At 62.4% G+C, this 19,436-nt stretch carries 19 protein-coding genes; 7 read left to right on the plus strand and 12 right to left on the minus strand.

Annotated elements, in window-relative coordinates:
• Positions 1–90: 90 nt before the first annotated feature.
• The 5 genes from NKT35_RS22755 to htpX form a co-directional block, all read right to left on the minus strand.
• Positions 91–1,170 carry a porin gene (locus tag NKT35_RS22755; RefSeq protein WP_254297553.1) on the minus strand — a complete coding sequence of 360 codons (1,080 nt, stop codon included), beginning with the start codon at positions 1,168–1,170 and terminating at the stop codon, positions 91–93.
• Between the two features lie 486 nt (positions 1,171–1,656).
• Entirely contained in the window at positions 1,657–3,108 is a 1,452-nt protein-coding gene (locus NKT35_RS22760; protein ID WP_254297554.1) for an ATP-binding protein, read from the minus strand.
• Positions 3,105–3,818, minus strand: coding sequence for a response regulator (locus tag NKT35_RS22765; RefSeq protein ID WP_254297555.1), 714 nt, complete (start codon positions 3,816–3,818; stop codon positions 3,105–3,107). Before NKT35_RS22765 ends, NKT35_RS22760 begins: the two co-directional genes overlap by 4 nt.
• 162 nt (positions 3,819–3,980) lie before the next feature.
• Entirely contained in the window at positions 3,981–4,970 is a 990-nt protein-coding gene (locus tag NKT35_RS22770; protein WP_254297556.1) for a TerC family protein, read from the minus strand.
• Between the two features lie 63 nt (positions 4,971–5,033).
• Positions 5,034–5,915, minus strand: a complete 882-nt coding sequence (gene htpX / locus NKT35_RS22775) for a protease HtpX (RefSeq protein WP_254297557.1) — start codon at positions 5,913–5,915, stop codon at positions 5,034–5,036.
• A gap of 116 nt (positions 5,916–6,031) precedes the next feature.
• Between htpX and nhaR the strand changes: the two genes are divergently transcribed.
• From nhaR to NKT35_RS22810, 7 genes are all read left to right on the plus strand, one after another.
• A complete protein-coding gene (nhaR, locus tag NKT35_RS22780; protein WP_254297558.1) occupies positions 6,032–6,943 on the plus strand; it encodes a transcriptional activator NhaR in 912 nt (303 codons plus the stop codon).
• Positions 6,944–7,046: 103 nt separating this feature from the next.
• Positions 7,047–7,601 carry a GspH/FimT family pseudopilin gene (locus tag NKT35_RS22785; protein ID WP_254297559.1) on the plus strand — a complete coding sequence of 185 codons (555 nt, stop codon included), beginning with the start codon at positions 7,047–7,049 and terminating at the stop codon, positions 7,599–7,601.
• Positions 7,592–8,137: a type IV pilus modification protein PilV gene (gene pilV, locus NKT35_RS22790; RefSeq protein WP_254297560.1), complete on the plus strand. Its 546-nt coding sequence runs from the start codon at positions 7,592–7,594 to the stop codon at positions 8,135–8,137. Before NKT35_RS22785 ends, pilV begins: the two co-directional genes overlap by 10 nt.
• Positions 8,134–8,817: a PilW family protein gene (locus NKT35_RS22795; protein ID WP_254297561.1), complete on the plus strand. Its 684-nt coding sequence runs from the start codon at positions 8,134–8,136 to the stop codon at positions 8,815–8,817. The genes pilV and NKT35_RS22795 overlap by 4 nt, the downstream gene beginning before the upstream one ends.
• On the plus strand, positions 8,814–9,350 hold the full coding sequence (locus NKT35_RS22800) for a pilus assembly PilX family protein (protein ID WP_254297562.1): 537 nt from the start codon (positions 8,814–8,816) through the stop codon (positions 9,348–9,350). The genes NKT35_RS22795 and NKT35_RS22800 overlap by 4 nt, the downstream gene beginning before the upstream one ends.
• A 2-nt stretch (positions 9,351–9,352) precedes the next feature.
• Entirely contained in the window at positions 9,353–12,619 is a 3,267-nt protein-coding gene (locus tag NKT35_RS22805; RefSeq protein ID WP_254297563.1) for a pilus assembly protein, read from the plus strand.
• Between the two features lie 24 nt (positions 12,620–12,643).
• Positions 12,644–13,072, plus strand: coding sequence for a type IV pilin protein (locus NKT35_RS22810; protein WP_254297564.1), 429 nt, complete (start codon positions 12,644–12,646; stop codon positions 13,070–13,072).
• Positions 13,073–13,139: 67 nt separating this feature from the next.
• On the opposite strand, the gene NKT35_RS22815 is transcribed toward NKT35_RS22810, so the two are convergent.
• From NKT35_RS22815 to NKT35_RS22845, 7 genes are all read right to left on the minus strand, one after another.
• Positions 13,140–13,400, minus strand: coding sequence for an acyl-CoA-binding protein (locus tag NKT35_RS22815; protein ID WP_254297565.1), 261 nt, complete (start codon positions 13,398–13,400; stop codon positions 13,140–13,142).
• Positions 13,401–13,501: 101 nt separating this feature from the next.
• Positions 13,502–14,098: a hypothetical protein gene (locus NKT35_RS22820; RefSeq protein WP_254297566.1), complete on the minus strand. Its 597-nt coding sequence runs from the start codon at positions 14,096–14,098 to the stop codon at positions 13,502–13,504.
• Positions 14,099–14,160: 62 nt separating this feature from the next.
• Complete coding sequence (locus NKT35_RS22825; protein WP_254297567.1) at positions 14,161–14,895, minus strand: DsbC family protein; 735 nt, start codon at positions 14,893–14,895, stop codon at positions 14,161–14,163.
• 21 nt (positions 14,896–14,916) lie between these two features.
• A complete protein-coding gene (locus NKT35_RS22830) occupies positions 14,917–16,068 on the minus strand; it encodes a UbiH/UbiF family hydroxylase (protein WP_254297568.1) in 1,152 nt (383 codons plus the stop codon).
• On the minus strand, positions 16,068–17,231 hold the full coding sequence (locus NKT35_RS22835; protein WP_505190937.1) for an FAD-dependent oxidoreductase: 1,164 nt from the start codon (positions 17,229–17,231) through the stop codon (positions 16,068–16,070). The genes NKT35_RS22830 and NKT35_RS22835 overlap by 1 nt, the downstream gene beginning before the upstream one ends.
• 14 nt (positions 17,232–17,245) lie before the next feature.
• A complete protein-coding gene (locus NKT35_RS22840; RefSeq protein WP_254297570.1) occupies positions 17,246–18,541 on the minus strand; it encodes an aminopeptidase P N-terminal domain-containing protein in 1,296 nt (431 codons plus the stop codon).
• Positions 18,542–18,689: 148 nt separating this feature from the next.
• A complete protein-coding gene (locus NKT35_RS22845) occupies positions 18,690–19,415 on the minus strand; it encodes a YebC/PmpR family DNA-binding transcriptional regulator (RefSeq protein WP_254297571.1) in 726 nt (241 codons plus the stop codon).
• Positions 19,416–19,436 lie beyond the last annotated feature (21 nt).

Raw genomic sequence — 19,436 nt, forward strand, 5'->3', positions numbered from 1 at the left:
CCGTTCCCTCTAAAGAAGGAACAGCGGTCCGTGTCGCGACTACGCGAATGTCAGCCCATCCGCGTCATCCTGCATCCAGGCCAGGCTGGATTAGAAGGAGTGAACCATGTTCAAGCCCAGGCCGCGCAGCTTGCTGCCGGAGCTGGAGTTGTCAGCGGTGTTGGAGAAGATGTTTTGATCAGCCTTGATCTCGCCGTATTGCATGCCGACCACTGTGCGCTTGGACATCTGGTAATCCACGCCTACCAGGAATTGCTTGTAGCCGGAGTCAGGCATGGTGTTGCCGTCAACCTTGTAGTCCTTGGCTTGGGCATAGGTGATCTTCGGCGTGAAGGCGCCCATCGTGTAAGCGGCGGTCAACGCGTACTCTTGCGACTTGTACTTGCGGCCGTCAGCCGGAACATTGGCGCCGGTCAGGAAGCTGAACGGGGTGATGGTGCTGTCGCCCTTGTCATTGCGATAGCCGAAGGCCACCAGCAGGTTGTTGGCGTTGTAGCCGGCTTCCAGACGATGGCTGTCGTTGGCCTGGGTCTGAACGCCTTTAGCCAGCGTAACCGCGGTTTGATGGATGTACTGGTACTTGCCGAAGAAGCCGCTGTTCTCGTAGGACAGGCCCAGGTTGTAAAGCTCGCGCTGGGCGGAATCAGTGGCCGCATTGGCGAACACGTCGTTCTTGTCTTCCTTGGTGCCATACAGGAAGGCGCCGTGGAAGCCGTTGTAGTTGGCGGTGTCGAAGCGGATGGCGTTCTTCACGCGCTCGTCGTCGCGAGCGAAGGCGTTCAGCTGCAGCGCGTTGTTCGAGCTGGTCCACGGATTGACCACGCTCATGTCGGAATCGCTGAAGGTGGAGATATTACCCAGACGCACCTTGCCGAAGCCGGTGTCCAGACCAACGAAGGATTCGCGGCTGGCCAGGGTGCCGTAATTCTGACGATTCGTGCCGTCGATGTCGAAACCGCTTTCAACCTGCCAAATCGCCTTCAGGCCATTGCCCAGCTCTGCGCTGCCCTTGAAGCCGATGCGGGAACCCATATCGTCGATATTGGTTTTGTTGACGCCGCCTGCGTCCACATTCTCAACGCCGCCTTTGATCTGGCCGTAGATGGTGACATCAGCGAAAGCGGCTGCCGGCAGAGTGGCAACAGTCAGAGCGATCAGAGTCTTTTTCATGGTGACATCCTTTGAGCTTGTCTTAGATAGCGATCACATACTAGTTACACAGACTTGTTCTTGGCAAGTCCACGCATGCGAAACCGTTGTAATAGTGCAACTGTTTTGCAAAAAAAACAACACAATGAAGTTTCAAATACGACCAATTACCGCAAATAAAGTTCCGAAAAACAAATTAAAAGCTTTGTTTATTTTCGTTAAGGAACTTTTATGAAAAAAAGGCCCGCAATGCGGGCCTTGTAAAAGGTAGACTTGACCTGAGCATGCTCATGCAGATTGACGCCAAAACGCCTATCTCACGCTCAATTTAGATTGTATTCGCTTACATTTTAATAAACAAGGCGCAATCGCCTCTCAACTGTCAAATTCTGTTAAGCGCTACCGATGAAACTGGGCGGAGCGCCTGAGCCAAGACTGGTAGGCCAGGCTGGCAATGCAAATCGTCCGGCAAGGCGGCGCGACACTGGCGCAAACAGGTCGGCGCGCTTAACTCGACGAGGCATCCAGCCTTTTCGCGGCGATGTTCAGCTCCGCGCACAAGCCGCTTTGCGGGTGATTGGACAGAACGATATCCCCCTGATGCTCGCGCGCGATCGCCCTGGCGATAGCCAAACCCAAGCCGCTGCCGCCCGTGTGTTTGGCACGGGAATGCTCCAACCGGACATAAGGCTCGAACACCCTTTCCAGATCCGCCTCGGCAATGCCCGGCCCATGATCCCGCACCCGGATTTCCACTCGGCCTTGCCATTCCCGCAAGCTGACCTCGATTTTTCCGCCGCCGTATCGGCGCGCATTCTCCAACAGATTGGCGATGCAACGCCGCAAGGCCTGCGGCTTGGCGTAAATAGGCCTGACCGGCTCAGAGCGGTAAGACACCTCCGCCCCCAAAGCCTCCACGTCTTCGATCACGCCTTCCAGCAAAGCATCGATATTGAGCAGCACGCTCCCTTCGTTGTTATGCCCCATGCGCAAATACGCCAGCGTATCGCCGATCAGTTGATCCATTTCGCCCAAATCGCGCTCAATCGCCTGCCTTGCTGTCGACTCCTGCACTTGCTCCAGCCTCAGGCGAATGCGGGTGATGGGCAAACGCAGGTCATGCGACACGCCGGCCAGCATCTGGCTGCGGGTTTTCAGATAGCGTTGCAAATCCTGTTGCATGCGATTGAATGCCCGGGTGGCGTTGACCACCTCCTGGCTGCCGGTTTCCGGCAGGGCCGCTTGATCCAGATTGCTGGCCAGGCCGCTGGCCGCCTCGGAAAACAAAGCCAGCGGACGGGTCAGCCGACGCACGGCCCAAGCGGATACCGCGGCGACAACGATCGCCACCAGCAGCAGCCAGGCGATCACGCGCCAGGGCGTATCTTCCAAAAAGGCGATTTGGCCGATGCGGAACGTCGCGACGGTGCCATCGCGCAGCACCACCTGCACGGTCGCCATCTGCAATTTGAACGCGTCGCCCCCTTGCCCGCCATTCGGTTTGGCTTTTACCCAAAACTGGCGGTCCGCCGTGAACACATGGCGGCCAGGCTCAAGAAAGGGCCGCAGCAGGTCCGCCGCCGCATCGGGAGAATCTTCCCGATAAGACAACACCTGCATCTGGAATGGGAAATTGAGCTCCTGCCGGATCAGCTCATTCAACCTCAGCGCCTCCGGCCATGAGGCCGGCTGGTTTTTCAGCCAGGGTCGGCCAAGCAAAACCTGGGCGGAGGGAGACGTCAGCGCGCCGGCCAAGCGGGGACGGTTGGCCGCGCTGGTTTCATCCAGCAGATTGATCATGTCGGCCAGATGCTGCGCCACGTATTCGACCCGCAAGGTGCGGGTCAGGCGTTCGCGGTCGGTCAGCACCAGCGCGATGCCGACCACATTGGCCAGCAGCACGCTGCCCAACAACATCAGCAGCAACTGGCCGTACAGGGTGCGCGGCAAGCGCCTCATCTCACCGGCACCACCTCACAGGCCAGCATATAGCCGCCGCTGCGTATGGTTTTGATCAGCAAGGGCTCGCGGGCGTCGTCGCGCAAGCGGCGGCGCAAACGGCCTATCATCACATCGACGGTGCGGTCGAACGGCCCAGCTTCCTTGCCGTTCATCGCCTCCATCAATTGATCTCGCGACATCACCCGCTGCGGATTTTCCGCCAAGGCTTGCATCAGCTTGAATTCGCCGCCGGACAATGATGTCACCACGCCGCAGGTATCCACCAGATGCTGGGCGCCCAGATCCAGTTTCCACTCGGAAAACTGCAAGGCTTTCAATGAAGCGCTGTCGCGGCGTTCCTCCACCCGGCGCAGAATGCTGCGCACGCGGGCAAGCAGCTCGCGCGGGTTGAAAGGCTTGGGCAAATAATCGTCGGCGCCCATTTCCAGGCCAATGATGCGATCCAACTCATCGCCCCTGGCCGTCAACATCAAAATGGGCAGGCTGGAGCGAGAGCGCAAATCGCGGCACAAAGTCAGGCCATCGGTGCCCGGCAACATCAAATCCAATATCAGAATATCGAAAGACTGTTCCGCCAGAATGCGATTCATCGCATCGCCATCCCCTACGGCCTCGACAATCATACCCTGGTTGCTCAGATATTCGCTGAGCAGTTCGCGCAAATCGGGATCATCATCGACGATAAGCAATCGGGACGCTTGGGACATCTGCATATTCCTATCCATATCACAACATACAAGAATATCGCGCGGCCTATTCGGCCGCACTGAATGTAAATAACCGTTTACATATTATTTCAATGTTTCAGTCATTCGTTTGAGCGCCCCATCGGCATATTGGTTCCATTCGGACTGAATAAACATCCGCAATCAAATCGCATCGCGCGGATTCGAGGTTTTCAACCAGGAGACCAGCACGCCGCCGCCCAGCAACAGCATGGTTAAAATCAGCGACCACTCCGTCGGCAGTTTGAAACCTATCCACCCCGCGTCATGGAAATACGCCAATCCCACTTTCACGCCTATCAGCACCAATACCAGGGACAGCGCATACTTCAAATAATCGAAACGATGCACCATCGCCGCCAGCGCGAAATACAGCGCTCGCAAACCCAGAATGGCGAAAATATTCGAGGTGTAAACCAGGAAGGGATCTTGCGTCACCGCGAAGATCGCAGGGATGCTGTCCAGGGCGAATACCAGATCGGCGGACTCCACCAAGATCAGCGTCAGCAACAAGGGCGTAGCCCACCAGCCGGCGGCTAAACCATGCTTTTCGCCGCGCACGGCAAAGGCATTGCCGTGCAAGCCGGCAGTCAACCGCATGCGGCGGCTCAGCCAGCGATACAAGCCCTGCTCCGCCAACGGTTTGCTGTCCTCATCGCCGGAAAACAGCATTTTCAAGCCCGCGATCAACAGGAATGCGCCGAACAAAGGCAGCACCCAATGGAAGCTGGACACCAAAGCCGCGCCCGCCCCTATCATCACCGCCCGCATGACGATGGCGCCCAGGATGCCCCAGAACAACACCCGGTGCTGATAGGCCCGCGGCACCGCCATGCTGCCGAAAATCATCGAAATGACGAAAACATTATCCAGCGACAGCGACTTTTCCAACAGGTAGCCGGTCAGATACTGCACGCCCGCGTCAGCGCCGCGATACCACCATACCCAGCCGCCGAAGGCGAGGCCGACGCCTATATAAAAGGCGGACAGCTTCAAGCTCTGTTTTACGTCGATCTCGCGGCCGTCTTTTTGCAGCACGCCCAGATCGAAAGCCAGCAGCGCCAGCACGCCGCCCATGAACATCAACCAAACCCACAAGGGATATCCCGCCATCGCGGAAACCAGCCACTCCATCACTTCCACGCTCCTATTTTTTCCATTGCGCGGCGACGCGCTCGGACGCCGCCGCCTCTATCATCAGCCGCGGTGTTCCAGCGCCGCGATGCGCTCTTCCAGGCTAGGGTGGGTGGCGAACAAACCCAGCAAGCCGCGGCCGCCGGCGATGCCGGATGCGGCCAGGCTTTGCGGCAGGCCATCCGCCTCGATGCCGCCCAGTCGGCGCAGCGCCTTGGCCATAGGCTGCGGCGAACCCAACAGCTCGGCGGCGCCGGCGTCGGCGCGGAACTCGCGTTGGCGGGAGAAATACATCACCACCAGCGACGCCAGAATGCCGAACAGGATCTCGCAGACGATCACGGTGATGAAATAGCCGATGCCGGTGCCGGCGGCGCTCTCCTCCTCATCGCGCTTGAGCCAGCTGTCCACCAGATACCCGGCTACGCGAGCCAGGAAGAACACGAAGGTGTTGACCACGCCCTGGATCAGCGTCAGCGTCACCATGTCGCCATTGCGGATGTGGGCGATTTCATGCGCCAGCACCGCTTCCACCTCATCCTCGGTCATATTGGCGAGCAGCCCGGTTGAAACCGCCACCAGCGAATTAGAGCGGCTGGGACCGGTGGCGAAGGCATTGGGCTCGCCCTCGTATACCGCCACCTCCGGCATGGCCAGGCCGGCGCGGTCCGCCAGCTTGCGCACGGTAGCCAGCAGCCAGGCTTCGGTCTGGTCCATAGGCTGGGTAATCACCCGCGCGCCGGTGCTCCACTTGGCCATGGTTTTGGACATGGCCAAGGAAATGAAGGCGCCGCCAAAGCCCAGCACGGCGGAGAACAGCAGCAGCATGCCCAGGTTGAGCCCGCCCGAGGTGATGAAGCGGTCCAGCCCCAACAGCCGCACGCTCAGGCTCAACACCAGCATCACCGCGATATTGGTGGCGATCAGCAAAATCACTCGTTTCATTTTTTAGTCTCCGATAAACAAACAATGGTGGCTCAGGCCACACTGCAGTGTATGCCATCCTATACATCGAAAAAATAAAGTAATATCTGAGTATCTATTCGATTTTTTCGAATCATATGCGCGCACTCAACTACAAACACCTGCAGTACTTCTGGAGCGTGGCCCGCGCCGGCAGCGTCACTCGCGCCGCCGAGCAGCAAGGCGTCAGCATGCAAACCATCAGCGGCCAGGTCGGCAAGCTGGAACAGCAGCTGGGCCGGGCGCTATTCCGCCAGCAGGGCCGCGGCTTGGAACTGACTGAAGCCGGCAGGCTGGCGCTGGGCTATGCCGACCAGATCTTCATGCTGGGCGAGCAATTGGAAGAAGCCCTGGGCGACGATGCCTTGGACCAGACGCTGCGGCTGGCCGCGGGTGTCTCGGACGTGCTGCCCAAAAGCATCGCCAGCCAGTTGCTCAGCCCTGCCCTGCAAAGCGGGCAGCCGATGCGGCTCAGTTGCAGCGAAGGGGACTTCGACGAGCTGATGGGCGAACTCGGCCGCCATCGCCTCGACCTGGTGCTGGCGGACCGCCCCGCCGCCAGCAATGAACAGCAGTTCCAATCCTGGCGGCTGCTCAGCTGCCCGGTGCAGCTTTTCGCCAGCGCGGACCTGCATGCGCGATACGCTCTGGACTTCCCCGCCCGCCTGAACCATGCGCCCCTGCTGCTGCCCAGCCGCGACAATGTGCTGCGCCGGCAGCTGGAGCATTGGTTCGACACCCATGGCCTGCGCCCTGTGGTGGTGGGAGAGTTTGACGACTACGCCCTGATGGAAACCTTCGCCAGACAGGGGCTGGGCTTGTATCCCGCTCCCTTCGCCGGGCCCGGCGACACGCCGTCGCCTGAGCTGAAGCGGCTGGGCGCGCTGGACGGCGTGCAGGAGCACTATTACCTGACCATCAGCCGTCGCAAACTGCAGCACCCCGCGGTGCAAAGCCTGATCGACGCTCTGCAACCCGCCCGAAACCAAGCTCCATCGACAGACGGCTGACAGCGCCGGACCGGCGGAGCCTTAGGATGTTTCAATCCGGATTTCCCATATCCGATAATGTATTCAAGCAAACATCCAATCAAACGGGGGCCGGCAAGCAATCATGGACAGGACCCAAGGTTTCACCTTGATGGAGTTGCTGATCGTCATGGCCTTGCTGGCCGTGGTGCTGGCGCTGGCCGTGCCCTCGTACCGGAACACCATCGCCGCCAACAACATCCTGTCCGAAAGCAATAATCTGCTGGGCGATCTGCTGCTGGCCCGCAACGAGGCGATCAAGCGCGGCCAGGTCATGCTGGTTTGCGCCTCCAGCAACGGCACGGGATGCAATGGCGCCAGCACCGCCACCAACTTCGCTAGCGGCTGGGTGGTGATGCTGGCCGCCAACAACAGCTGCGGCGATACCACCGGCACCGTGTTGCGGCGCCAGGCCGGCTTCAGCAGCGGCGACAGCGCCAGCTACGGCAACACCAGCAACACCAGCTTCTGTTTCAATCGCCTGGGTTACGCGCCCTCCGCCAATACCGGCATGGTCACCTTCAATACCTCGTCCAGCCTGCAAGCCAGCCGACGCTGCCTGGCGCTGGGCGCGGTCGGCCATCCGCAAATCCTGTCCAGCGGCCAAACCGACGCCAGCGGACTGTTCTCATGTCCATGATCCCGCGCTCTCGCCGCCAATCCGGCTTCAGCATGCTGGAGGTGCTGGTGGCGCTGTTTGTCATCTCGCTGGGGCTGCTGGGCATCGCCGGCATGCAAGCGGCGGCCATCAACAATGTCAGCATCGCCCGCACCCGCAGCCTGGGCGCCATCGCCGCGGAAAGCATGGCCGCGGCCATGCATGCCAACACCGCCTATTGGGGCAATCTGTCCGCCACCGCCAGCAACACCTGGACAGTCAACGCCAGCTCGGTCACCGGCACGCCCACGCTGAGCCAGACGCTGGATTGCTCGGTCGCCGGCAATAGCTGCACCGCCAGCGGCGTCGCCGGCTACGACGTCACCCAGTGGGGCAGAAGCACGCTGGCGACGCTGCCGGGCGCGAGCGGGCAGATCGCCTGCACCGCAGGCAGCGGCTCCTCGCCCACCGCCTGCACCATCACCGTGTCCTGGCTGGAGAAGAAACGGTCCGTCAACGCCGCCACCACAGCATCCGGCACGCTCACGCAAAACTATCAGATGGTGGTGGAGCCATGAACGGGCGATGCCGGCGCCAATGCGGCAGCGGCCTGATCGAAGTGATGGTTTCCGTCACGATCGGCCTGTTCCTGCTCAGCGTGCTGTTGATGATCTTCGCCTCCACCGAAATGGCCGAAACCGACGAAAGTGGACTGGCGCAATTGCAGGACAACCAGCGCAGCGCGATGACCATCATCAACACCATCGCGCAGTCCGCCGGCTACTACCCCGCCCCGCAAACCCAGACCCTGGCCGCGGCGCTGCCGGCCAGCGGCGCTTTCGCCGCGGGCCAATCCATCGCCGGCACAGTCGGACCGCCCGACACGCTGAGCATACGTTTTCAAACCGCGCCCAACGACGGCGTGCTCAACTGCAACGGCAGCGGCAACAGCGGTTCCGGCAACACGATCTACATCAATCAGTTCGCCATCAGCAACGGCCAGCTCACCTGCGCGGTCAATGGCGGCTCCGCGCAAGTGCTGGTGGACGGCGTCAGCAATATGAGCGTGCTGTACGGCGTCGATGAAAACGGCGGCGGCTCGGTCACCCATTACTACAACGCCTCCAGCATTCCCGCCGGCGACACGGTGCGCTCGCTCAAAGTGACGCTGACCATGGCCAACCCTTTGTCCAGGCAAGCGGGCCAGCCCGCCAGCGTGACCATGTCCTGGCTGATCGGACTGATGAACCAGCTATGAGCGCCCGCCTCCGCCAGCACGGCTTCACGCTGATCGCCGCCTTGATGATCCTGATCGTCATCACCATCATCGGCCTGGCCATGATGCGCAGCGTCGGTTTGCAAGGCCGGATGGCCGGCAATACGCGGGAAAAAGGCCGCGCCTTCGAATCCGCCCAGTCGGCGCTGCAGTACGCCGAGTGGTGGCTGACCCAAAGCGGCAACGCCAACGCGCAGGCTGTGAACTGCAGCAACGCCAGCACATCGGTCGCCATCTGCAGCAATGCGCTGGCCACGCCCGCCACCACTCCTTGGGCTGCCGGCTATAGCTACGCGCCGCCCTACATGAGTCTGCCCGCCAGCGGGACGAGCGGCGGCAGCCAAACCTTCTACCAAGACCCTCAGCTATACATCCAGTATCTGGGGCTGAACGCGGCGGGCAACGGGGCGCTGTACCAACTCACCGCGCTGGGATACGGCGGCAACGCTTACTCGGTGGTGGTGCTGCAAAGCACTTTCACTCTGTACTCCGGCGTATCGAACCTGGGGAAATGATCATGAAACGCCATCCTCTGCGTCTTCTATTCTGGCTCTGCCTGTTGTGGCACAGCGCCGGCCATGCCGTTGCCGTGTCCGACAACTTCACCGGCGCCAGCGCCCAGTTGAACTGGCTGGTCTTCGGCGGCGCCTGCATGACGGCGGGCAGCGGCAGCGGCTCCATTCCCGCCTGCGGCAGCAAAGACCCCAGCGGCAATACCCAGGTGGGCGGCAACAGCGGCAGCCTGCCCGACCCGGTAGGCAGCGGCGCGCTCAGGCTCACCAATGATGCCGGCAGCCAATCCGGCGCCATCATCTACAACAGCCTGTTTCCGTCCAGCAGCGGCTTGCAAGCCACCTTTACCACCTACACCTACGAGGGCGACTCCGGCGGCAGCGCCCGCGACGGCGCCGACGGCATGAGCTTCTTCCTGCTGACCGCCATCCCCAGCGCGGTCGGCTCCTTCGGCGGCAGCCTGGGATACAGCTGCTCCAACGTCAACTCGCCCTACAACGGCATCATCGGCGGTTACCTGGGCCTGGGGATGGACGAATACGGCAACTTCCCGAATGGCGGCAGCGGCAACGACAACACCTCCACCGGACCAGGCGCGGTGCCGCAGAACATATCTTTGCGCGGCGCGGGCTCGGTGGCGGCCAGCGCCCTGGCCAGCCAGTTCGGCGCCAGCTTCAGCTCATCCATGGTGCAAAGCGTGTGCAAGAACGGACGCTACGGCACCACCAGCGTGATGAACTACCCCTTCATCAGCATCGCCGGCACCAGCAACGGCGTCTATCAATTGCCATCCAACCAGCCCATGGCCAATGAGGCCGCCACCAAGCGCAGCCAGGCTGTGCCGCTCAGCTACAAGCTCAAGATCACCCCTGCCAATCTGCTCAGCCTTTGGTACAGCTATAACAACGGCGCCTATGTGCCGGTAATCTCCAACTACGATATCAACAACACCTCGGTCAGCGGCCCGCTGCCCAGCCAGATCACCTTCGGTTTCGCCGGTTCGACCGGCGGCAGCCGCAATATCCACGAAATCGCCTGCTTCCAGGTGCAGCCCTCCACCCAGTCGGCCAGCTCCAGCGGCCTGAACAGCCAGCAAACCAGCCTGATCAAGACTGGCACCCAGCAATACGTGGCCAGCTACCATTCGGATGACTGGTGGGGCGAGCTATCTTCCTATGCCCTGATGGGCAATAGCAGCACCGGCCAGGTCACCGTCGCCACCGCCGCCACCTGGGACGCCTCCTGCGTGCTGAGCGGCGGCAACTGCACGGCCACCGGCGTCAACAATATGACGGCGCAGACCAGCCGGGCCATCCTCAGCTGGAGCGGCTCGCAAGGCATTCCCTTTGAATGGGCCAATCTGACCGCGGCGCAGCAAACTGCGCTGAGTCCGGATGGAAACGGCTCGGCGCGACTGTCCTATCTGCGCGGCAGCCGCAGCAATGAGGTCAATACCCTGGGCGTGGGCCTGTTCCGCGACCGCGACAGCGTGCTGGGCGACATCGTCAACAGCAGCCCGATCTGGGTGGGCTCGCCGCAGAACAACTACCCGGCCAGTTGGACCGACAAGCTGTATTCCAGCGCGACCATCCCGGAAAACGCCAGCGGCGCGCAGAGCTACGCCACTTACAAGTCCACCAATCTCACCCGCGCCAATGTCATCTACAGCGGCGGCAACGACGGCATGATGCACGGCTTCCGCAGCGGCGCGAACGACAGCAACGGCAACTACTCCACCAGCGCCACGCCCAATGACGGCCAGGAAGTGATCGCCTACCTGCCCGCCGCCGTGATGTCCAATACCATCCAGTACAGCACGCCGACCTACGGCCACCAATATTATGTGGACGCCACGCCGGATGCCGACGATCTGTTCTTCAACAACAACTGGCACACCTGGCTGATGGGCGGCCTGGGCGCGGGCGGGCAGGCGCTGTATCTGCTGGACATCAGCAATCCCGCCAATTTCTCCGAAACCAATGCCTCCAGCCTGGTATTGAATGAAATCACGCCAGCGTCGATCAGCTGCGCCAACAAGACCAACTGTGGCAACGATCTGGGCTATACCTTCGGCACGCCGGTCATCGCCCGTTTTCACAACGGGCAATGGGGCGCGGTATTCGGCAACGGCTACAGCAGCGCCAACGGCCATGCAGTGATCTACATCATGCTGGTCAGCAGCAGCGGCGCGCAGACTTTTTACGAACTGGATACTGGCAGCGGCGCCAGCAACGACCCATCCGGCGGCGGCAACAAGAACGGCATTTACTACGCCACGGCGGTCGACCTGGATGGCGACGGCATCACCGACTATCTCTACGCCGGCGATTTATTCGGCAATGTCTGGCGCTTCGACGTGACCTCCAACAACCCCTCCAGCTGGAGCGTGTCGCAATACGGCACCGGCGCCGCCGCGCCATTGTTCACCACGCAGTACACCTATTGCACCAACACCCAGGTCAGCAACGGCACCTGCACCCGCAGCCTGCAGCCCATCACCTCCAAATTACTGGCCTCCGCCATTCCCACCGGCAATGCCAGTCCGCGCGTGCTGCTGGCCTTCGGCACTGGACAGAAAATCCCCTTCACCACCTCGTCGGCCGACATCTACGCCAGCGGCACGCAAAGCCTTTACGGCGTTTGGGACTGGGACATGTCGGGCTGGAACACGCTGGCGGGGCAAACCGAGTACTACAGCCAGAGCGCTCCCAGCGGCGGGCTGGCGCTGAGGCCTAGCAATCTCACCAGCCAAAGCGTGACCGCCTCCTACAGCTCCACGCTCAGCACGGTGCAAGGCTACCGCGCCCTGTCCAACAACCCGGTTTGCTGGCAAGGCAACACCGCCTGCACCACCAACAACAGCTATGGCTGGGCGCTCAATCTGCCAGGCAGCCGCGAGCAAGTGGTCTACAACCCGGTGAACGAGCTGGGCACCTTCACCGTCAACACCACCATTCCGCCCAACAACGATCCTTCCTCCTGCACGGTAGCGTCGGCCACCGGTTTTTCGATGTCGCTGAACATGAAAACCGGCGGCGCCACCGCCCGCTCCTTCTACGCCAACGATTCCGGCAATTTCAACGGCATCAGCGGCAGCGTGATCAACGGCATCGCCATCAATATGGCCGGCAGCCCCAGCGTAGTGGGCTATCAGAACAATTATTTCGTGATCGGCAGCAGCATCAACGGCGGACCGATCTCGTCGCCGCCGCAGATCAATCCGGCGGCATTCGACCTGCACGCCAGGCTGAACTGGATAGAATTGCGCTGAGGCGCGCTCAATCAAGGGGAGGACATGAAACGAATATCGGAAGGCTTCAGCCTGATGGAACTGGTCATCGCAGTGGCGGTGCTGGCCATCTTGATCGGCATCGCGCTGCCCTCTTACCAGAGCTTCATCCTGCAATCGAATCGCGCCTCGGCCAAAACCGCCTTGCAGGATTTGGCGACGCGCCAGGAAAACTATTACGCGCTGCAAAACACCTATGCCTCGCAACTTGCCACGCTGGGCTACGCCAGCGGCACGATCTACGTGCCGGGCAACGGCAATAATCTCTACGCGCTCGCCATCTCCAGTTCGACAGCCAGCGCTTACACATTGACGGCCACGCCGCAGGGCAACCAGGCGCAGGACAGTTGCCAAACCTATCAATTGGACAACCTGGGCAATCAAAGCAATATCAACGCCAGCGGCACGGCCCTCAGCGTCAGCGGCTGCTGGTAGGCGCGATCGCGCCCAATGCAAAACGGCGCCATCAGGCGCCGTTTCGCTTATCCGCTTGCCTGCCGGATCAGTCGGCCAGCAGCTTGTTCACCACGTCGACGTATTCCTGCATCGCCGCATCGTTAGCCTTGCCCTTCAGCTTTTCCCACGCATCGAACTTGGCGCGGTTGATGAAGTCCATCATGCCCGGGCGCTCGCCGTGGGCATCGCCCTCGGTGGCTTGCTTGAACAGCGCGTACAGCTGCAGCAGGGTTTGGTTGTCCGGACGCTCGGACAGGGTTTTGACATCGGCCTGGGCCTGGGTGAACAGCGTCTGCAGATCAGACATGGCGTATCCTTTGTGTCGTGAACCGGGGCGGTTCGTCCGCCCCTGGTGGTGTTAGCCCTCCGGCATGCGCCGGAACGGCAAACAATGTATCACGAAGCCACTCAATGCGACAGAGGCGGGGCGGCGGGAGAATTATCCGGCTGAGATTCGATCCGGATGCGTTTGTAGCTCTTCACATCCTGGCCGTTCTTGCGGGCGGGATGATAGTCGGCCGAGCGGAAAACCGGCGCGATGGCCGCCTCCAGCTGCGGCGTGGTCTTGCCCTCGAAACGCACCGCGTCCACCCTCCCCGCTTCGCTGATGAACACCACAATGGTCAAACTGGGAATGCCGGGCGGCAAGACGATGTCGGGCAAGGCTATCGCGCCCTTCTCCTCGGCCAGCCGGTCAAGCTCCCGCGCGGGATAATAGATATCCGCGCCCAGGCGCGCTTCGCCGCCGGCAGGCGCGAAAGCGCGGCTGCCCGCCGAGGCGGCTTCCTTGGCGGACGCGGGAACAAAGGGCGATTCAACTGGCGGCGCGGCGGGCGCCGCCGACGGCGAGGCCTCTCTGGCCGCCAGACGCACCCGCAGGCCTTGAAAAGCATGGCCTGTCGGCGAACCAAAAGGCACAGGCAGCCACAGCAAGGCCGCATGCGCCAGAATGGACAGCCACAGGGCCAGCAACGCCTTCTCCGCCACGCTCCAGCGCCGCCTCATCGCTCGAATCCGCCCATCGCCATCCCATGCGAAAGGGCCGACGATGCCGGCCCTTGATCCGCTTACTTCGCGCTCAACAGCTTTTCGATGTCGTCGCCGTCGATGGCGCCCGGCACCACGCGGCCGTTCGCGAAAATCAGCGCCGGCGTGCCGGTGATGCCCATCTTCTCGCCCAGCGCCTGGATCTTGTCCAGCGCGGCGGTATCGCAATTTTCCGGGCCGGTCAGCGGCTTGCCGTCGCGCATGAATGCGGTCCAAGTGGACACCTTGTCGGCCGAGCACCAGATTTGCTTGGACTTGCGCATCGCGTCCGGATGCAGCTGGGTCAGCGGGTACAGGAAGGTATAGATGGTGACGTTGTCGATATCCTTCAGGCTTTCGCGCTCCAGCTTCTTGCAATACGGGCAGTCCGGATCGGTGAAGATCGCCATCTTGCGCTCGCCCTTGCCTCGCACGTCCTTGAAGGCATATTCGAACGGCAGCGCGTTGAAGTCCACCTTGGACAGTTCGGCGACCTTCTTCTCGGTCAGGCTTTCCTTGCTCTTGGTATCGATCAGATCGCCGACGAACAGATAGCTGGCGTCGCTATTGACGTACACCACTTGCTTGCCGTCCACCACCACCTCATAAATGCCCTTGACCGGCGTGGCGCTGACGCTCTTCACCTGCTTGCCCGGGAAGTGGCCGACGAAGGCCTTCTTCACCTCGTCGAGGTTGCTGCCGGCGGCCTGGGAGCAGGCGGCCAGCGTCATCAGCGTGGCGCTGGCCAGCGCCAGCGTTTTGAGTTTCTTATTCATCGATCAAAGGGTCCTCAGGGATCAATATCCAATGGCTTGCCGGGCGAACTGCCGCTTCAACGGCGTCAGGCAGTTGGTCAGGCTCAAGCCGGTGTTCCGCAGCCAGGACAGCCCCGGCGCGCGGGCATGGAACAAACGGTACAGGCTGTCACAACCGAGTTGCATGGTCATGACGGCTTCTTTTCTTTGCCGCTGATAGCGGCGCAACAGCATCCAGTCGCCGCAATCGGGTTCGCCTTTCAGCAATTCAGCCAATTGAGCCGCGTCCTGGAAGCCCAGGTTCACGCCCTGCCCCGCCAGCGGATGCACGGTATGGGCGGCATCGCCTATCAGCGCCACCCGCTCCGCCGCCACCGCCTCGGGCTGGATCAAGCGCAAGGGGAAAGCCGCCGCCGGCGTCAGCGTGGCGAAAGCGCCCAGCTCATGGCCGCCCGCCGCCGCCACGCGTTCGGCCAAAGCCTCCGGCGACAATTGCAGCAGAGCGTCTGGATCAGAGGTTGACCACACCATGGAGATTCGGTTCCCCGCCATCGGCAGCCAGGCCAGCACGCTGTCGCCGGTGAACCATTGCCGCGCCACGCCGCCATGCGGCTTCTCGCAGCTGAAATTGGCCACCACGCCGCTTTGGCCGTAAGGCTTGACGCTGGCCGCCAAACCCAATTGCCCGCGCACCCAGGAGTTGGCGCCGTCCGCGCCGACCAGCAGCTCGGCGCGCAGCGCGCGGCCATCCTCCAGAGTCAGGCGCGCCTCTTTGGCGGACGTGGCCAAGGAGCTTGCCCGCGCGCCGCAGATCAGTTCGATATCGCATTCGCGCAGCCGCCGCCACAAGGCGGCCAGCATCCAGCGGTTTTCCGCGATCCAGGCCAGCGCCTCCGCGCCGGCATCGCGAGCGGAGAACTGAATGCGGCCGCCGGCATCGCCGCGCACATCCATGGCCGCGATGGTGCCGACGCGCGCCATCTCCGGCCACGCGGCCAGGCTTTCCAGAAAACGGCGGTTGGCCGGGCTGACGGCATAAATCCGCGCATCCCAGCCTTGATCCAATGCCTGCTGATCCGGCTCGCCAGCCTCAAGCAAGGCTACTTTGCGGCCGGTTCGCGCCAAGGCCAGCGCCAGGCTGGCGCCCACCAGGCCGCCGCCGACGATCACGGCGTGATAACTATCGTCCCGCATTACGCGCTTCCCACTCCAAACACCAGATGGCTGGCGAATTTTCGCCTCAACGGCGGCACCGTATCCAGGGCGATCATGCCCATGCCTCGCAGCGCATTCACCAGCGGGTGGTGCCCATCGAATAATTTGATCAAACCATGGGTGAAACCCACCACGGCATGGCTGTCCAGCTTGCGGCTGTCGGCATAGCGCTTGAGCGCGCGCGCGTCGCCGGCATCCTTGACGCCCTCCAGGGCCAGGCTTAAGCCCACCGCGTCGCGCAGGCCCAGGTTGAGCCCTTGCGCCGCCACCGGGTGCATGGTCTGGGCGGCATTGCCTATCAGCGCCACCCGGCCGCTGACCACCTGGTTCACCTGGCGCAGCGCCAAGGGGAAGCTCGCCCGCGGGCCGATGGACAGGATTTGCCCTTGCCTCTCGCCTATCGCTTGCTGCAGCTCCTGGCGCAGCACGGCCTCATCGGCCTCCACCAGCCGCGCGGCGTCCTGCTGGCTGCGCGTCCACACCAGCATATAGCGATCCTCATGCGGCAAGAGCGCGAACGGCCCGTCATGGGCGAAACGCTCGTAAGCCACGCCCTGATGCGGCAGCTCGGTCTCCACCTCGGCCAGCACCGCGCATTGATGGTAATCGTGCGTCAGCCGGCGCACGCCGGGCAGGCTTTCCGCCAAGGCGCCGCCTTCGGCCATGGCCACCAGGCTCGCGGTCAACAGCAGCTTGCCATCCGGCGTATCCACCTCGGCGCAGGCATACTGGCTCAGGCTTTTCACGGACAGCACGCGGCTTTGCCACAGCACTTGCACGCCGGCCTGCTCCAAGGCCTTCGCCAATCCCGCCACCAAGGCCGGGTAGTCCACCACCGCGCCCAAGTGCGGCAGCGCCAGATCGCTTTTGTCCAGCCGAGTGCGGCCGCAGCTGCCTTGCTGCGACACATGCACCACATCGATATCGGTGGCTGGCAAGCCAGCCGGCCATGCGCCGGCGTCGGCCAGCAGCTCGCGGCTATGCCAGGACAAGGCCAAGGCGCGCGCGTCCTTCACTTCCGCGTCGCGGGCGCGGGCCTCCACCAGCGTTACGCTGCGGCCCTGCCGCGCCAGCCTGAGGGCCGCCAGCGCGCCCACCGGGCCGCCGCCGACCACCAGCACATCCGCGTGTTCGCTCGTCATTGCTTTCATTGTCTTTACTCTCCGCGCATCAGCGCTTCGATTGCCGCGACCGTTTTGGGCACGCCCGCGGTGTAAACCTCATTGCCGCTCTCCGTCACCAGCACATCGTCCTCGATACGCACGCCGATATGATGGAAAGCCTCCGGCACGTCTTCGGCCGGTCGGATATACAGGCCAGGCTCGACCGTGGTGCACATGCCGGGCTGATAGCTGCGCCACTGGCCATGCACTTTGCGCTGGCCGACATCGTGAACGTCCAGCCCTATCATGTGGCCGACGCCGTGCATGTAGAAGCGGCGGTAGTCGCCCGACTCGATGACGCCGTCTACCGTGCCGGACAGCAGCCCCAAATCCAGCATGCCCTGCGCCAATGCTTTCAAAGCCGCGTCGCCGGGCGCATGCCATATCGCGCCGGGCCTGATGGCCTCGATCGCCGCCAGCTGCGCCGCCAACACCACCTCGTACACATCGCGCTGCGGGCCGCTGAAGCGGCCGTTCACCGGAAAGGTGCGGGTGATGTCGCCGGCGTAGCCCTGCCATTCGCAACCAGCGTCGATCAGAACCAGCTCGCCCTCGTTCAGCCAGCCATCATTGGCCACATAGTGCAGCGTGCAGGCGTTAGCGCCGCCGGCGACGATGCACTCATACGCCGGATGGCGCGCGCCGCGGCTGACAAAAGCATGCAGCAGCTCGGCCTCCAGCTGATATTCGCGCATGCTCGGCCGCGCCGCCCGCATGGCCTGGACATGGCCGGCGGCGGAGATGGAGCCGGCCTCGCGCAATAATTCGATCTCGGCAGCGTCCTTGACGATGCGCATCTCGTCCAGCAAGGCGCGCAGGTCTCCATAGTGGGCCGGCGGACGGGCGCCGGCGCGCGAGCGTTGCCGCACCGCGTCCAGCCAGACATTGACCCGGCGATCAAACGATTCGTCATGCCCCAGCGGCCACCACAACTGATGGCGGTCGGCCAATAGGTCGGGAATCCGTTCCGCCATTTCGCTGAGCGGATAAGCCTCGTCGAAGCCGAAAGTTTCGCGCGCCCGCTCCGGGCCGTAGCGGAAACCATCCCAGATTTCCATATCCGGATTGCGCTCGCGGCAAAACAAGATGGATTTGCCGCTGCGGCCATCCAGCAGCAGCACCGACTCCGGCTCGGCGAAACCGGTCAGGTATAGGAAATGGCTGTCCGCCCGGAAGGGGTAATGGTTGTCGGCATTGCGCACAGACTCATGCGCGGTGGGCAATAAGGCGATGCCGTCGCCGATGATGGTCAACAAGCGATGGCGGCGTTCCGCGTGCGGCTGGTGCATAGACGGCAAGCTCTCCCGGCGGCGTGACAGTTTGATTAAGCCGCCAGTTTACACCGCGCGCGCGCGCCGCCCAAGCCCGTCGCCGCCGCAGCCGCCATGAAAAAACCCGGCCGAGCCGGGTTTCAGGGCAATGCGCGATGGATGGCGCTTATTCGCCGATCACCACAGAGGTGTAGACTTCCTGCACATCGTCCAGGTCTTCCAGCGCGTCCAGCAGCTTTTGCATGCGGACGGCTTCGTCGCCGGTCAGCTCGGTTTCATTGTCGGCGCGCATGGTCACTTCGCCCATCTCGGACTTGAAGCCCTTGGCGTCCAGCGCGTCCTTGATGTCGGAGAACTCGTAGGGGCCGGTGATCACTTCGATCGAGCCGTCGTCATTCGCCACTACGTCTTCGGCGCCGGCTTCCAGCGCGGCTTCCATCAGCGCGTCTTCGTCCACGCCCGGCGCGAACACCAGATAGCCGCAATGCTTGAACTGGAAGGACACGCAACCGTCGGTGCCCATATTGCCGCCGTACTTGGAGAAGGCGTGGCGCACGTCGGCCACGGTGCGGGTCTTGTTGTCGGTCAGACAGTCCACCATCACCGCCGCGCCGGCTATGCCATAGCCTTCATAACGGCATTCGACGTAATCGACGCCATCCAGCTGGCCGGTGCCGCGCTTGATCGCGTTTTCGATATTGTCCTTGGGCATGGATTCGGCCTTGGCCTTGTCCACTGCCAGGCGCAGGCGCGGGTTCATGTTGACATCGCCGCCGCCCATTTTGGCCGCGACGGTGATTTCCTTGATCAGGCGGGTGAAAATCTTGCCACGTTTGGCATCCTGGCGACCCTTGCGGTGCTGGATGTTAGCCCATTTACTGTGACCTGCCATATTTGCCTCTGTTGGTTTTCG

Source organism: Chromobacterium sp. IIBBL 290-4, from assembly GCF_024207115.1.
GTDB lineage: Bacteria > Pseudomonadota > Gammaproteobacteria > Burkholderiales > Chromobacteriaceae > Chromobacterium.